Genomic DNA, 15255 nt, shown 5'->3' with positions numbered 1-15255 from the left:
GGCCCACCGTGTGGGTGATCCTGTCGGCAGCCGACCCAGGAGAGCAGATGCGTCCACAGCCCCGTCCCCGCCGTCATCTCCTGTGGGCGAGCCTCGTCGCCGTCGCCGTCGTCATCGGCGCGCTGCAGGCCGTGCCGTCGTTCGGTCACCGCGAGGGCTCGCTCCTCGACGAGAACGACACCAGCAAGACCGCCGCGCTCGAGGCGATGCCTCACGACGACCCGCCGGGCGCCCCTCCCCACGACCACAACGACCCCTCGACGAAGAACGCCATCTCTCGCGCCGGTGACGTGGGCCCCGACACCCAGGACCCCACCACCGCCGCCGAGCGCCGCGCCAACGCGGCGTACGTCGCCAGCCAGCGCAAGCTCGCCGAGCCGACGCTCACCACCGTCGCGATGGGCATCAAGCGCGCCCTCCACCCGCGCACCCGCTACGAGATGGCGGGCGGCTGCTACACCTTGCGCGTCCCGCGCGGGCGCTACCTCGCCCGGACGCCGGGCGGCGCTCTCGTGCTGAGCGCGAAGACGCGGGCGCGGTCCGCGCGGTTCTACTTCAAGGCCACCGACCTCGGCAGCTACCTGCTCTACGGCAACAAGCGCGACTTCCTGTCCGGCACCGGCTTCGCGGCCGAGCCGAGCCCCAACGCCGACTGGGTCGTGAAGCGCACCAGCGGTGGCTTCTTCGGCCTCCGCCAGGTCAGCGGCCAGGCGTTGCGGGCCGACGGACGACGGCTCGCCCTGGGCGACCGGCCCTCCGGCTTCGTCATCGAGAAGGTGCGCGGCTGCGCCACCTACCCCGAGTCCGGCATCGACATCAGCGGCAACCCTCACGGCGGCGTGACCTCGTTCCAGGAGGTCCGCGGCTACGTCGACGCCCACACCCACGGGATGGCCTTCGAGTTCCTCGGCGGCGAGGCCCACTGCGGCAAGCCCTGGGACCGGTACGGCGCGCCCTACGCGCTGGTCGACTGCGAGGACCACTCGGCCAGTGGCGGCTACGGCGGCGTGCTCGAGACCTTCCTGTCCGGCGAGCCCGGCCACGACCCCGTGGGCTGGCCGACCTTCAAGGACTGGCCGGCGCCGCACTCGCTGACCCACGAGGGCACCTACTACCGCTGGATGGAGCGCGCGTGGCGCGGCGGCCAGCGCCTGTTCGTCAACCTGCTCGTCGAGAACAACCAGCTGTGCCAGCTCTACCCGCTCAAGCGCAACTCGTGTGACGACATGGACTCCGTCCGGCTGCAGGCGCGCCAGATGCACAACTTCGAGGACTACATCGACGCCCAGTTCGGCGGCCCGGGCAAGGGCTTCTACCGGATCGTGACCAACCCCTTCCAGGCCCGCAAGGTGATCAACCAGGGCAAGATGGCCGTGGTCATGGGCATCGAGACCAGCATCCCGTTCGGCTGCACGTTCAAGCAGGTCGGCGGTGAGGACGTGCCCGCCTGCAGCGCCGCCGAGATCGACCGCCAGCTCAACGAGGTGCACCGCATGGGCGTGCGTCAGATGGAGCTGGTCAACAAGTTCGACAACGCCCTCGCCGGGGTCGCTGGCGACGCCGGCAGCACGGGCACGGTCGTCAACGGCGCCAACTTCCTCGAGACCGGCACGTTCTGGGACATGAAGCACTGCGAGCCGGCCGACGGCGAGTCGGCTGACAACACGCAGTACGCCGCCCCCGAGATCGACCCCGAGCAGCAGGACGCGCTCTTCGGCGCCATCGGCCAGCTCTTCGGTGGCGTGCTCCCCGCGGTCCCGGTCTACGGGCCGCCGCTGCACTGCAACGCCCGCGGCCTCACCACCCTCGGCGAGCACACCATCCGCGGGCTGGCGAAGCGCCGGATGATCTTCGACCCGGACCACCTCAGCGTGAAGGCGCGCAAGTCCGCGGTGAACCAGATCGACCGGATGAACTACCCCGGGATCATCTCCAGCCACTCCTGGTCGACCCCCGACACCTACCCGCGCATCTACAAGCTCGGCGGCTTCATCGCGCCGTACGCCGGCGACTCGACCGGGTTCGTCGAGAAGTGGCGCACCCACCTCGGCTGGGCCGACAAGCGCTACTACTTCGGGTTCGGCTTCGGCGCGGACATCAACGGCCTCGGCGCGCAGGGCGACCCGCGTGGTGCCAACGTCGCCAACAAGGTCAACTATCCCTTCCGCGGCATCAACGGGATCAGGGTCAAGCGGCAGACGGCCGGCCAGCGGGTCTTCGACATCAACCTCGACGGCGTCGCCCAGTACGGCCTCTACCCCGACTGGGTCGAGGACCTGCGCAAGGTCGCCGGCCGCGACGGCGCCGCGATCGTGGACGACATGGCGCGCGGAGCCGAGGCCTACCTGCAGATGTGGGAGCGCACCATGGGCATCAAGGCCGACTCGTGCCGCAACCCCGGCCTGCGCAAGGACGTCTCGACCGTGCAGGGTCTGGTCCGCAAGGGGATGACCACCCACGCGGTGATGCGAGCCGTCGGCCAGCCCTACACGCGGCTCGGTACGACGTACGGCTTCTGCGCCAAGACCGCGACCCGGCCCAAGGTGATGATGACTGTGACGTTCAACCGCGCCGGCCGGGTCACGCGCCTCGGGTAGCCCTGGCTGACCTCGTTCGCCGAAAATCTCACATGGTCCGGGCCGGAGCCGGGCCGCGTGGGGCCGTATCCTCCTGACAGCAATCCGTCGGGCAACCCCGGCGAACCGCCCGTGATGAGGGAGTAAAAGTGGATCTGGTGCTGATTCTGGGGCTGGGGATGACAGCGGTCACGCTGGCCCTCGCCGGGCGGCGTGTGCTCTTCCTCGGCCGGCTCATCACCAGCGGGCAGCCGGCCCCGGACCGCCTCGAGAACGTCACGAAGCGGCTGGGCGAGTCGCTCAAGACCCAGGTGGTCGAGGTCTTCGGCCAGAAGAAGCTGCTCAAGTGGTCCGTGCCCGGTGCCGCCCACTTCTTCGTGTTCTGGGCCTTCCTGATCCTCTCGACGGTCTACCTCGAGGCGTACGGCGCCCTCTTCGACCCCAAGTTCGCGATCCCGCTCGTCGGGCACTGGGCGATCCTGGGCTTCGCCCAGGACTTCATCGCCGTCATGGCCGTGGTCAGCCTCGTGGTCTTCGCCCAGATCCGGCTCAAGAACTCCCCTGAGCGGCTCGGCCGCAAGTCCCGCTTCAAGGGCTCCCACCTGGGTGGGGCCTGGCTCGTCCTGCTGATGATCTTCAACGTCATCTGGACGATGTTCCTGTTCCGCGGCGCTGCCTCCGCCGCCCACAACCTGCCCTACGACAACGGCGCGTTCGTCTCGATCGGCATCGGCAAGCTGCTGGACGGGCTCAGCCACGACACCATCGAGACCCTCGAGCACGTCGGGCTGCTGCTCCACATCGGCATCATGCTGGTCTTCCTGATCCTCGTGCTGAACTCCAAGCACCTGCACATCTTCCTGGCGCCGCTCAACGTGCTCTTCGGACGCCGGCCGGTCGCGCTGGGCGCGGTCAAGCCGCTGATGTCCGAGGGCAAGCCGGTCACGCTCGACGACATCGATGACCTCGACGAGGACGCCAAGCTGGGCGTCGGCGCCGTGGAGGACTTCTCCTGGAAGGGCCTGCTCGACATGGCCACGTGCACCGAGTGCGGCCGTTGTCAGTCGCAGTGCCCGGCGTGGAACACCGAGAAGCCGCTCTCCCCCAAGCTCATGATCATGGCCCTGCGCGACGCCTCGTTCGCGAAGGCGCCGTACGTCCTCGCGGGCGAGGGCAAGCGGGAGAAGCTCCTCGAGGGCAACGACACCCTCCAGAAGGAGGTCGACCGGCCGCTGGTGGGCGAGACCGGGGACGACTGGTTCTACATGCCCGAGGACGGCTCCGGCGTCATCGACCCGGACGTGCTCTGGTCCTGCGTCACCTGCGGCGCCTGCGTGCAGCAGTGCCCTGTCGACATCGAGCACGTCGACCACATCATCGACATGCGCCGCTACGCCGTCCTGGTCGAGTCCAACTTCCCCGCCGAGCTCAACGGGCTGTTCAAGGGCCTCGAGAACAAGGGCAACCCGTGGAACATGTCGGCGACCGCGCGCATGGACTGGGCCAAGGGTCTCGACTTCGAGGTCAAGGTCGTCGGTGAGTCCATCGAGTCGCTCGACGAGGTCGAGTGGCTGTTCTGGGTCGGCTGCGCGGGCGCCTACGAGGACCGCGCCAAGAAGACCACCCGCGCCGTCGCGGAGCTGCTCGACATCGCGGGCGTCAGCTTCGGCGTGCTCGGCAACGGTGAGACCTGCACCGGTGACTCCGCCCGCCGGGCCGGCAACGAGTTCTTGTTCCAGGGCCTGGCCCAGCAGAACGTCGCGGTGCTGAAGGAGGCGAAGGTCAAGAAGGTCGTCTCGACCTGCGCCCACTGCTTCAACACCCTCAAGAACGAGTACTCCGAGTTCGGCATCGAGCTCGAGGTCGTGCACCACACGCAGCTGCTCAACCGCCTGGTCCGTGAGGGCAAGCTGACGCCGGTCAAGGACGGCGCGGGTGCCCAGAAGCGCACGATCACCTACCACGACCCGTGCTACATCGGCCGCCACAACGGCGTCTACACGCCGCCGCGCGAGCTGCTCCAGGTGCTGCCCGGTGCGGAGTTCGTCGAGATGGAGCGCAACTCCGAGCGGTCCTTCTGCTGCGGCGCCGGTGGTGCCCGCATGTGGATGGAGGAGACCATCGGCGAGCGGATCAACAACAACCGCACCAACGAGGCCGTCGGCACCGGCGCCGACCAGATCGCGGTCGGCTGCCCCTTCTGCCGCGTGATGCTCTCCGACGGCCTCACCGCCGCCCAGTCCAACGGTGACGCCCGCGAGGAGGTCGAGGTCCTCGACGTCGCGCAGATGCTGCTCGCGTCCGTGAAGGGCGAGCAGGCCACCAAGCTCGCCCCCGGCGCGGGGGCCAGCGCGAAGGCGGCCTCGCCGGCCGCGAAGAAGGACGAGGCCACCAAGGCCGAGCCCGAAGCGGGCGACGACACCATCACCGAGGACACGGTGGTGGCCACCGAGGATGCCGGCCCTGCGGCCAAGGCGTCCGGTGGGTCGTCGCTGTTCGACGACCCAGAGACCGAGGTCGCGGCCGAGCCCGAGGCGAAGAAGCCGGCCGAGAAGTCCGGCGGGTCGCTGTTCGACGACCCCGAGCCGGAGGCCGAGCCCGCAGCCAAGGCCGAGCCCAAGACCGAGGAGAAGACCGAGGAGAAGGCGGCTGCGAAGCCGGCCGCCGACCTCGAGTCCGGTGGCGGGTCGCTGTTCGACCTCGGCTCCGAGGAGCCCGAGGCGAGGACCGAGCCGGCCACGAAGGCGGAGCCTGAGCCCGAGGCCGAGCCGGAGGAGAAGTCCGAGCCCAAGACAGAGGCCGAGCCCAAGGCCGAGGCGAAGCCGGCTGCGAAGCCGGCCGCCGACCTCGGGTCCGGTGGGTCGCTCTTCGACATCGCGTCCCCGGAGCCGAGTGCCCCCGCCCCGAAGCAGGCCGAGCCCGAGCCCGAGCCGGAGGAGAAGCCCGCGCCCGCGCCGGTGTCGTCCGGCGAGGCTGTCCAGGCGGCGACGAAGATCCCGGAGTCCGGGTCGCTCTTCGACATCGAGGCCGCCGAGCCCGCGCCTGCGCCTGCCAAGGCAGCGGAGCCGGAGCCCGAGCCGGAGCCGGAGCCCAGCGAGTCCGCGTCCCCTGGGGCGGCCCTCAGCGCAGCTGCGACCTCGCTCGGGAGCGACACCCCCGAGGCGGAAGCCGAGGCAGAGGCCGAGCCGGAGCCGGAACCCGAGCCCGAGCCCGAGCCCGAGGCGGAGGACAAGCCGGAGGAGAAGCCGAAGCCGGCCAGCTCCGGGGAGTCCCACCAGCCGAAGACCGACGTCGACATCAGCGACTCCGGGTCCCTCTTCGACCTCTGAGCAATAGCGCGGTTGATCTGACACACCCCGTGTGTCAGATCAACCGCGTTGTTCGTCCACAGGCCCCGCTGCCCGGAGTTTCAGGCGGTCACCCGGGACGCAGGCTTCCCGCATGGACCAGATCAGCCAGCTGCTGCGCGACCAGGACGGCGTGGTCAGTCGAAGACAGCTGCACGAGGCCGGGCTGACCCCGGGAGACCTCGCGAGGATGCTCCGGCGGCGCGAGCTGGCGCGGGTGCACCCCGGCGTCTACGTCGAACACACCGGGCCGCTCACCTGGCAGCAGCGCGCGTGGGCCGGCGTGCTCTTCGCCTGGCCGGCGGCGCTGACCCACCGATCGGCGGTGCGGGCAGCGGAGGGGCCCGGTCGACGCAGCGGGGAGGACCGACTGATCGAGGTGACGGTCGACCGCCAGCGTCACCTGTCCGGTGACGCGGACGGCGTACGCATCCGCCGGATGCGCGACTTCGAGGCTCGCGTGCAGTGGAACCTCGGCCCGCCGAGGGTCCGCTACGACGACGCGATCATCGACGTGGCGGCGGACGCCCCCTCCGACCTCGACGCGGTGGCGGCGCTGGCCGACGCCTGCGGGTCGCGGCGCACCACGGCGGCGCGGCTGCTGCGCACCCTCGCCCAACGGCCTCGGGTCCCCCGCCGTACCTGGCTGGAGAACATCCTCGACGACGTCGCGCAGGGTCTTCCACGACTCCGCCCACGCCCGCGACCTCGACCTGGAGCGTGACCTGGATGCCGCGGTCAGCGGGGCCGAGACCATCCGTCTCGGCTACGGCCAGGTGTTCGAGCGCGGATGCTCGACCGCGGCCCGGCTCGGGCTGGTGCTGCAGCGACAAGGCTGGCCCGGTCAGGCCCAACGATGTGCCGCCTGCGCATGAGGCGGGAACCGATCCACCCGTCCCGCCGGTCATAGTGGTGACCGGACGGGAGAACGCGTGGACTTCAGCGAGTACGTCGTGGCGCGCCGCACCAGCCTGGTGCGCTCCGCCGTGCTGCTCGGGTGTCCGCAGCCCGACGCGGAGGACGTGGTGCAGACCGCGCTGCTCCGGTGCTACCGCTCCTGGCGCCGCGTCCAGCGCGCCGACCAGCCCGATGCCTACGTCTACCGCGTCCTGGTCAACACCCTGACTGACGCCCGTAACCGTCGCTGGAACGGCGAGCTGCCCACGGAGACGCTCCCGGACCGACCCGACGGCGAGGTCGACGCGACCGTCGGTCTCGGCGTACGCCGCGCGCTCGCGGCCATGCGCCCCGAGCACCGCGAGGTACTCGTCCTGCGCTACTACGCCGACCTCTCCGAACGCGAGACCGCCGACGTGCTGCGGATCCCGCCCGGGACGGTCAAGAGCCGCACCTCGCGAGCGCTCGCCGCCCTCGCCGCCGACCAGAACCTGAGGAGCCCCGATGCTCACTGACTCTGAGGCTCGCGCCCTGTTGCGCGAGGCCGCAACCACGATCGACGTCGCACCCTCCGGACCGATCGAGACGTCTGGCCGCCGACCGCGCTGGCAGGCGCTGGCCGCAGCCGCGGCTGTGCTGGTCCTGGTTTCCGGTGCGGCGGCTGTGGTCGCACGAGGCTCCGACGGCGACCGCCCCGACCCGGCACCATCTCCATCCATGACGCCAGACTCAGTTCTCCAGGCCGATCAGATCCCGTCGGTCTTCGGCCTCTCGGTGCAGCACGCCGAGGCGATGCTCACCGACCTCGGCCTCGAGGTGCAGCCCAGCCGCTACCCGGATGACATCGCGCAGGAGTGCGGCGAGCCTCCAGGTCGCGCCTGGCGAACCGAGCCGCCGATCGGCACCCGGTTCGAACCGGGTGACCCGGTCACACTCGTGCCGAGTGGCGTCGACATGAGCGGCGCCTACTGCATCCCTCAGCCGCGCCGGCAGGAGTCCTACGCGTTCCTCGACTTCGCTGGCTCCCGAGGGCCGGGACCGACGTTCGCCGACCAGGTGACGCTTTACGTCGATGGCGCGCTGACGGCAACACTGTCCGCCGACGAGGCGGCCGACCAGGAGGCCTGGGGCGAGTCATCGGCCCTCACGATCCTTGAGCGTGCTCGTCAGGTGGTCGTACCCGCATCCGACCGCGGCGAGTTCGTCACCAGGACGTACGGCGCCTACCGAGGCCCCTTCCTGACGACCCGTGTCGGCAACCCGGTCGACGCCTGTCGCTGGGGCCGCGTCCCCGCGCCCCCGGCAGGACGCCAGGCGTGGTCGATCGAGCTCTCCCTCATTACGAGCGACGACTGCCCTGCCGCAGTCGACCTGTACGAGACCGGGGGCCGCATCGACACAGTCATCGCCTACTCCGCGGCGCCCAAGCCTCGCAGCACCAACCCTGGGCAGCTGGCGGTTCCGAAGGTTGTCGGAATCGACGAGGCAGCGGCGCGGGCGGTGCTCCTGGACCTGGGCATCGACGTGTCCGTGGACTACAAGGACCGCGCCGGGTGCCTGCCGGACGGGGTGGTGCTGCGCCAACAGCCCACCGCTGGCGAGCCTGCACCTCACGGCGACCGGGTGCACCTCGTCGTGAACCGGAACCAGGACGACGGCTGTGGAGGCCCGCCGGGTCCCGCCGCCGGGGAACGGGACCGCATCGGCCGCCTGTTCGTGGAGTTCGCCCGCGGTGAGCGTGACCTCCCACCTGTCGACACCCCCGTCGACCTCTACCTCGGCAACCGGTTCGTGAAGACCATCAGTGCTGAGGATTCCGGCGTCCGTTCGTCGTACGAACTCTGCGTTCCTGGCGGATACGCCGAGCGTTCCTGCCCGCTCTCGTCCATCCCGCTCCTCGCCGAGGGCGGCGATGTCGAGCTGCTGGCCGACAACCCCTACGAGCTCCTGAGCCTGCTCGAGCCCGAGACCCCACCCCAGTTCCGCGATAGGAACGCCGTCACCGTGGCGCCAACCCGGGACGAGAACCGGGCGCTGCTGGACACGTGGGCAGTGCAGATCGGCTACAACGACGTCGGCCAGATCACCGCCGTCAATCTGCTGATGGGTGCTCCCTAGTCGTCCTCGGCTGGCTGCTCCGGCACCAGCACCGGCCGCAGCCTGGCCCAGGCGACGAAGGCGAGGCCGACGACGAGGAGGGCGAGGCCGGCCCAGAGGTTGGCGTTGACGCCGCCGGTCTTGTCGTGCTGGGGGTCGGCGACGATCCCGGTGAGGGTGAGGATCACGCCGTACGTCGTCAGCAGGAGGCCGATGATGTTGCGGATGTCGAGGATGCCGGCCTTGTGGCGGCGCTCGGGGGCGACGACCGGCTTGCGGGTGCGGGGAGTGGGCATCGGGTTCTCCTCAGAAGGCGAAGTTCAGGATGACGACCATCGCGAGCGCGACGCCGGCGAGCGGGAGCGTGCGGCGGTACCAGGGGTACGACGCCTCGTCGGCGTCGACCAGGTCCTCGCGGGGGGTCTCGGAGTAGACGAGCCCCCGCAGCTCGGAGACCGGCTTCGGCTTGGTGACCAGCGAGACCGCGACGCTGACGACGATGTCGACGACAAAGGCCGCGGCCGCTGCGAGGAAGGCCGCGCCCTGGCCGCCGATCGGGATGACGCCACTGCTCCAGGAGCCGAAGGCGTCCTCGCTGAGGAACGCCACGGCCACGGCCGAGAGCGTTCCGGAGACCAGGCCGACCCAGCCGGCGGTCGGTGTCATCCGCTTCCAGAACATGCCGAGGATGAACGTCGCGAACAGCGGGGCGTTGAAGAAGCCGAACAGGACCTGGAGGTACTCCATGATGTTGGAGAAGTTGCTGGCCAGGGTCGCGGTGAAGATCGCGATGAACGTGGCGGCGACCGTGGCCAGACGCCCCACCAGCAGGTAGTAGCTGTCGTCGCGCTCCTTGACGACGTACTGCTGCCACAGGTCGTAGCTGAGCACGGTGTTGAACGCCGAGATGTTGGCGGCCATGCCGGCCATGAACGCCGCCAGCAGGCCGGCGATCGCCAACCCCAGCAGGCCGTTGGGCAGGGTGTCGCGCATCAGGTAGAGCAGGGCGTCGTTGTAGGCGACGCCCTCACCGGAGGCGCCGCCAGGCACCGTCTCGCCGGCCTTGACGTCGGCGATCTCGCTCACGAGAACCGCCGCGATCATGCCGGGGAGGATCGTGATGAAGGGGACGAACATCTTGGGGAAGGCGCCGATGATCGGCGTCTTGCGGGCCGAGGAGATCGAGTCGGAGGCCATCGCCCGCTGGACCTCGACGAAGTTGGTCGTCCAGTAGCCGAAGGACAGGACGAAACCGAGCCCGAACACGATCCCGATCACCGAGAACAGCGGGGAGTCGAAGCCGGACAGCGCCTGGCCCGGCCAGGAGTTGAGCTGCTGCTCGGCCGGCGCGATGTCACCGCCGGCCGACGCGGCCTCGGTGATCTTGTCCTTGAGCCCGCCGTAGCCACCGACCCGGTGGAGGCCGATCAGCGTCAGCGGCAGCAGGGCCGCCACGATCACGAAGAACTGCAGCACCTCGTTGTAGATCGCGGCACTCAAGCCGCCCAGCGTGATGTAGGACAGCACGATCGCCGCGGCCACCACGAGCGCCACCCACAGCGGCCAGCCCAGCAGCGCATGGATGATGCTGCCGAGAAGGTAGAGGTTGATGCCGGCGATCAGCAGCTGCGCGACGGCGAAGGACAGCGAGTTGACCAGGTGGGCACCCGTGCCGAAGCGGCGGCGCATGAACTCGGGGACCGAGCGCACCTTGGAGCCGTAGTAGAACGGCATCATCACGATGCCCAGGAAGAGCATCGCCGGGATGGCGCCGACCCAGAAGTAGTGCACCGTCGGCAGCCCGAACTCCGCGCCCGACGCCGACATGCCCATGATCTCGACGGCGCCGAGGTTGGCGGAGATGAACGCCAGCCCGGTGACCCACGCCGGCAGGGACCGGCCCGACAGGAAGAAGTCGACCGAGTCGGAGACCTGCCGCCGCGCGACGACCCCGATCCCGAGGACGACGCCGAAGTAGAGCAGGACGATCAGGTAGTCGACGGCGTTGGCGTCGATGAGAGTGTCTGAGGCCACACCGCCCCGTGCCCGCTCACCCCGGCCGCAAAACGTGACACCAGAAATGACATCACCATGCCTTGACGTGACGCCACTATGACGTCATACTGGTGCACATGGACATCACGCCGTACGTCGACAGCCTCCGGCGCGACCTGCTGGCCGCTGCCGAAGGGGCCGGGCCCGAGGCCCGGCAGGCCGCCGAGCGGCTCGGCTTCGCGCTCGACCCGGCCGCGCGCCTCGCGCTGATGGAGGCCGTCTCCCAGGCGGCCGCCGAGATCACCGCCGAGATGCCCGCGGGCGGGGTCGACGTCCGGCTCAACGGCCGCGAGCTCGACTTCGTCGTCCACGCACCCATGACGCCCCCGGCGCCCCCGGCTCCGCCTGCCCCGCCGCCCCCCGGGGAGACCGACGAGGACGGCGGCGTCGCCCGGATCACCCTGCGGCTGCCCGAGTCGGTCAAGGCCAAGGCCGAGGAGGCCGCCGCCGAGGCCGGCCAGTCGCTCAACACCTGGCTGGTCAACGTCGTTCGCTCGGCCACGCAGCGCGGAGCCGTCACCGTCGACATCGACCTGTCGAGCATCCCCTTCCTCGGCAAGGACCCCTTCGGCGGCGGCAACAAGCCCGGCCGCCGCATGACCGGCTGGATCTAGACCCACCACCCACCCACCCACCCGGGTCCGGCGACAGGCCGGTCCCGCGGACGAGCACACCCGAAAGAGGACCGCCATGACCAGCTACCACTACGAGACCCTGCGCCCCGTCAGCCTGTACGTCGAGCTCGGCAAGGGCTCGGTGCGCGTCCGCGCCACCGACACCACCGAGTCCCTCGTCGAAGTCACCGGCCGCGACGCCGACGACGTCCAGGTCGAGCAGGACGGCGACCAGATCAGCGTGGTCGCGCCCCGACAGCGGGCCAGCTTCCTCAGCGGCGACGCGGCCCTGCACGTCGTGGTCACCGTGCCCAACGACAGCGAGCTCGCCGTCAAGACCGGCAGCGCCGACATCGACTGCCGCGGCGCGTTCGGCTCCGGCCAGCTCAAGAGCGGGTCCGGTCAGGTCAACGTCGAGACACTCGGGGGGCCGGGAACCATCGACACCGGCTCCGGCGACATCCGCATCGAGGAGGCGCGCGGCGAGCTGCGGGTCAAGAGCGGCTCCGGCGACGTGCACGTCGAGCGCACCTCCGGCGCCGTGGTCGTGTCCACCGGCTCGGGCGACGTCCAGGTCGGCACCAACAGCGCCCCCGCGATCGTCAAGACCGGCTCCGGCGACCTCAAGGTGGTGCAGGCCAGCCACGACGTGTCGATGTCGACCGGGAGCGGCGACCTGCTCATCAGTACGGCGACGCGCGGGCGGTTCACCGCGAAGGGCGCGTCGGGCGACGTCCGGATCGGCATCCCGGCCGGCGTCCCCGTCTGGACCGACATCTCCACCGTCACGGGCCGCATCCACTCGACCCTGCAGGGCGCCGGGCAGCCCGAGGAGGGCGCCGACCACATCGAGGTCCGCGCCAAGACCGTGAGCGGCGACGTCGTCCTCACCGAGATCTGAGAGGCCGCCATGTTCGACTACCACCCCCTGAGCGAGGCCGAGGCCCGCCACCGCATCAGCGAGCGGCTCGCAAAGGCCGCCGCCCCGCGGATCACGTCACGCCGGGGCGCCCGGATGGCGCGCCGCCTGCGCACCCTCGCCGACCGTCTCGACTCCTGAGCCAACCCCAAAAGCGGATGCTCCACGAGCGCTGATCCGTCAGGCTCCTGGGGTGTCCCACTCCTCGGCAGCCCGCGTCGGGCTGCTGCAGATCTCCGCAGCCGGGGTGCTCTGGGGCACGGGCGGCCTCGCCGTCCAGGTGATCCGCGAGGTCACGCCGATGTCGGTCCTCGTCATCAGCGCCTACCGGATGGCGATCGCGGCCGTCGTCCTCGGCGCCGCGGTCCTCGCACTCCGCCAGCTGGGTGGCGTGGCCCGGCTGCTGCGCGAACGACCCGGGCACGCGGCCCTGGTCGGCGTCAGCACGGCCGCCTACCAGGCGCTCTACTTCGCCTCCGTCGTCAACGTCGGCGTCACCGTCGCCACCGTGGTGAGCCTCGGGCTGGCGCCCGTGCTGCTCACCGTGGGCGAGTCGCTCCACGCCGGGCGGCGCCCGGACCCCCGCCGCCTGGCGGTGCTGGCCGCCGCCCTGGGCGGCCTGGTCCTGGTGAGCGTGGGCGCCGGCTCCGCGGCGACCGGTCCGCACCCGGGGCTCGGCGTCCTCGCCGCGGCGGGCTCCGGTACGGCGTACGCCCTCACCACGGTGCTCGGTCGCCCGCTCGCCCGGGGCGCCGGCCCGCTCGCCCTCACCACGACGACGACGACCGTCGGAGCCCTGGCGCTGCTGCCGCTCGGCCTCGTGAGCGGCCTGGCCGGCAGCCCGGTCGTCAGCGCGGACCCCGTCGTCGTCGGCACCCTGGCCTATCTCGGCGTGCTCACGATGGCGCTGGCCTACGGCCTGCTCTACGCCGGGCTGCGTACGACGCCGGGCAGCTCGGCGGTCATAGCGACCCTGCTCGAGCCGGTCACCGCGGCGATCGTGGCGGCGCTGTTCCTCGACGAGCGGATCGGTCCGCTCGGCATCGCCGGCGGCGTCCTGATCCTGCTGGCGGTCGCCGGGCTCCGCGAGGAGCCGGTGGTCCCGCCAGGATGAGGACGGGTCAGGACCTCATCGCGACGCCGACGCGCCAGTAGCCCATGAACGCCACCTGGCGGCGGTCGATGCCGAGGTCGTTGACCAGCGCGCGACGCAGGCCGGTGACGACCTTGGACTCGCCGGCGATCCAGGCGTAGAGGCCGTCGAAGTCGTGGCCCACCACGACGGCGTCGTCGATCTCCTCGCCGGAGGAGGAGTAGGTCGGTGTCTCCCACAGGTCGGGGTCCACCTCGTCGACCTCGGGTACGGCGACGGGGGCACCGAGGTGGTCGAGCACCGCCCGATGCAGGGCCACGCCGCGCGGCGCGCCGTCGCGCGGCAGCCAGGTCACGCTCACGCCCTCGGGGTGCACGACGCTCTGGACGTCGCCCGCCACCGGCACCTCGAGGAAGGCCGCTCCCTGGGCGTCCGAGGACAGGTCGGCCAGGATGCCGGCGACGGCCGGTACGGCGGTCTCGTCGCCCACCAGCAGCAGCCGGTCCGCCGTACCTGGCACGAACTCGATGCCACCGAACGGCACTCCGGCGCGGGGGGCCATGGTCGCGATCCGGTCGCCGACCCGGGCACCGTCGGCCCAGGAGGCACCGGGGCCGCACGGTCCGTCGCCGACATGGAGCACGAAGTCGACCACGAGGCGGGTGTCGGCCCCGGAGCCCAGCACGTCGCGCACGGTGTAGGTGCGCATGTGGCCGCGCTCCTCCGCGGGCTGCTCGAACCACGCCTGCATCCAGGCCTCGTCGACCCCCTCGAAGCTCGCCAGCGGGCCCTCGCCCGGGAAGATCAGCTTGATCCGCTGGTCGTAGCGCGGCCCGTCGACGCCGAAGTCGGCGAGCACCGGGGAGGCCAGCTCCACCCGGACGAAGCTGGGCGAGAGCCGCTCGACGCGCACGACCTCGACCTCCGCGAGCAGCAGCGGAAGGGTGGCGGTGGAGGCAGTGGTCGTCATCGCGATCCTCGGCGTTAGGTAATCCTAAGTTAGGACGACCTTACCCCGAGCGTCGTGAGGATGTCAGATCTGGGTGCGGTGGAAGTTCTGGAACGAGCGCGACGGTGTCGGGCCGCGCTGGCCCTGGTAGCGGGAGCCGTACTTCTCCGACCCGTACGGGTGCTCGGAGGGCGACGACAGCCGGAAGAAGCAGAACTGCCCGATCTTCATGCCCGGGTAGAGCTTGATCGGCAGGGTGGCCACGTTGGCCAGCTCGAGGGTGACGTGGCCGGAGAACCCGGGGTCCACGAAGCCCGCGGTCGCGTGGGTGAGCAGCCCCAGCCGGCCGAGCGACGACTTGCCCTCGACCCGCGCCGCGATGTCGTCGGGCAACGACACGACCTCGTACGTCGAGCCGAGCACGAACTCGCCCGGGTGGAGGATGAACGGCTCGTCGCCCTCCGGCTGGACCTCCCGGGTCAGGTCGGACTGGTCGGTCGCGGGGTCGATGTGGGGGTAGCGGTGGTTCTCGAAGACGCGGAAGAACCGGTCGAGCCGCACGTCGATCGACGACGGCTGGAGCATCGCGGGGTCCCAGGGGTCCAGAGCCACCCGGCCCGCGTCGATCTCGGCCAGGATGTCGCGGTCGCTCAGCAGCACACCCCGAGCCTAGTCCGAAACCCGTACCTGATACTCACGGTCTCGTCG

13 protein-coding genes are annotated in these 15255 nt (G+C 70.7%); 9 read left to right on the top strand and 4 right to left on the bottom strand.

Annotated elements, in window-relative coordinates; genetic code table 11:
• The first annotated feature begins 47 nt into the window (after window positions 1–47).
• From BLR90_RS12160 to BLR90_RS12140, 5 genes are all read left to right on the top strand, one after another.
• The gene (locus BLR90_RS12160; protein WP_091025474.1) at window positions 48–2597 is read left to right on the top strand and encodes a hypothetical protein; all 2550 of its coding nucleotides are present in this window, start codon (window positions 48–50) and stop codon (window positions 2595–2597) included.
• Window positions 2598–2725: 128 nt separating this feature from the next.
• Complete coding sequence (locus BLR90_RS12155; RefSeq protein WP_091025473.1) at window positions 2726–5905, top strand: (Fe-S)-binding protein; 3180 nt, start codon at window positions 2726–2728, stop codon at window positions 5903–5905.
• Window positions 5906–6017: 112 nt separating this feature from the next.
• Window positions 6018–6647: a type IV toxin-antitoxin system AbiEi family antitoxin domain-containing protein gene (locus BLR90_RS12150; protein ID WP_218029409.1), complete on the top strand. Its 630-nt coding sequence runs from the start codon at window positions 6018–6020 to the stop codon at window positions 6645–6647.
• Window positions 6648–6855: 208 nt separating this feature from the next.
• Window positions 6856–7335, top strand: a complete 480-nt coding sequence (locus BLR90_RS12145) for a SigE family RNA polymerase sigma factor (protein WP_091025472.1) — start codon at window positions 6856–6858, stop codon at window positions 7333–7335.
• A complete protein-coding gene (locus BLR90_RS12140) occupies window positions 7325–8938 on the top strand; it encodes a PASTA domain-containing protein (RefSeq protein WP_091025471.1) in 1614 nt (537 codons plus the stop codon). The genes BLR90_RS12145 and BLR90_RS12140 overlap by 11 nt, the downstream gene beginning before the upstream one ends.
• Here BLR90_RS12140 and BLR90_RS12135 read toward each other — a convergent pair.
• Together BLR90_RS12135 and BLR90_RS12130 are read right to left on the bottom strand one after the other, a co-directional pair.
• Window positions 8935–9213 (bottom strand): hypothetical protein, encoded by a 279-nt coding sequence (locus BLR90_RS12135; RefSeq protein WP_091025470.1) that lies wholly within the window; start codon window positions 9211–9213, stop codon window positions 8935–8937. The two genes, BLR90_RS12140 and BLR90_RS12135, sit on opposite strands and share 4 nt — an antisense overlap.
• Window positions 9214–9223: 10 nt before the next feature.
• Entirely contained in the window at window positions 9224–10951 is a 1728-nt protein-coding gene (locus tag BLR90_RS12130; protein WP_091025469.1) for a sodium:solute symporter family protein, read from the bottom strand.
• 98 nt (window positions 10952–11049) lie between these two features.
• Here BLR90_RS12130 and BLR90_RS12125 point away from each other — a divergent pair, with 98 nt between their 5' ends.
• The 4 genes from BLR90_RS12125 (at window position 11050) to BLR90_RS12115 (ending at window position 13619) form a co-directional block, all read left to right on the top strand.
• Window positions 11050–11586: a toxin-antitoxin system HicB family antitoxin gene (locus BLR90_RS12125; RefSeq protein ID WP_091025468.1), complete on the top strand. Its 537-nt coding sequence runs from the start codon at window positions 11050–11052 to the stop codon at window positions 11584–11586.
• 76 nt (window positions 11587–11662) lie between these two features.
• Window positions 11663–12487 (top strand): DUF4097 family beta strand repeat-containing protein, encoded by an 825-nt coding sequence (locus BLR90_RS12120; protein WP_091025467.1) that lies wholly within the window; start codon window positions 11663–11665, stop codon window positions 12485–12487.
• A gap of 9 nt (window positions 12488–12496) precedes the next feature.
• Window positions 12497–12646, top strand: coding sequence for a hypothetical protein (locus BLR90_RS21030; RefSeq protein WP_170254327.1), 150 nt, complete (start codon window positions 12497–12499; stop codon window positions 12644–12646).
• A 52-nt stretch (window positions 12647–12698) separates the two neighbouring features.
• On the top strand, window positions 12699–13619 hold the full coding sequence (locus tag BLR90_RS12115) for a DMT family transporter (RefSeq protein ID WP_245715275.1): 921 nt from the start codon (window positions 12699–12701) through the stop codon (window positions 13617–13619).
• Window positions 13620–13626: 7 nt separating this feature from the next.
• Here the strand turns inward: BLR90_RS12115 and BLR90_RS12110 are convergent, their stop codons facing one another.
• Together BLR90_RS12110 and dcd are read right to left on the bottom strand one after the other, a co-directional pair.
• The gene (locus BLR90_RS12110) at window positions 13627–14568 is read right to left on the bottom strand and encodes a siderophore-interacting protein (protein ID WP_091025465.1); all 942 of its coding nucleotides are present in this window, start codon (window positions 14566–14568) and stop codon (window positions 13627–13629) included.
• Between the two features lie 63 nt (window positions 14569–14631).
• The gene (gene dcd, locus BLR90_RS12105) at window positions 14632–15207 is read right to left on the bottom strand and encodes a dCTP deaminase (RefSeq protein ID WP_091025464.1); all 576 of its coding nucleotides are present in this window, start codon (window positions 15205–15207) and stop codon (window positions 14632–14634) included.
• Between the last annotated feature and the right edge of the window lie 48 nt (window positions 15208–15255).

The sequence above is a fragment of the Nocardioides szechwanensis genome, assembly GCF_900103935.1.
Lineage (GTDB): Bacteria > Actinomycetota > Actinomycetes > Propionibacteriales > Nocardioidaceae > Nocardioides > Nocardioides szechwanensis.
The sequence above is the reverse complement of the archived record's forward strand: the minus strand, read 5'-3'. Positions and strand labels throughout refer to the sequence as shown.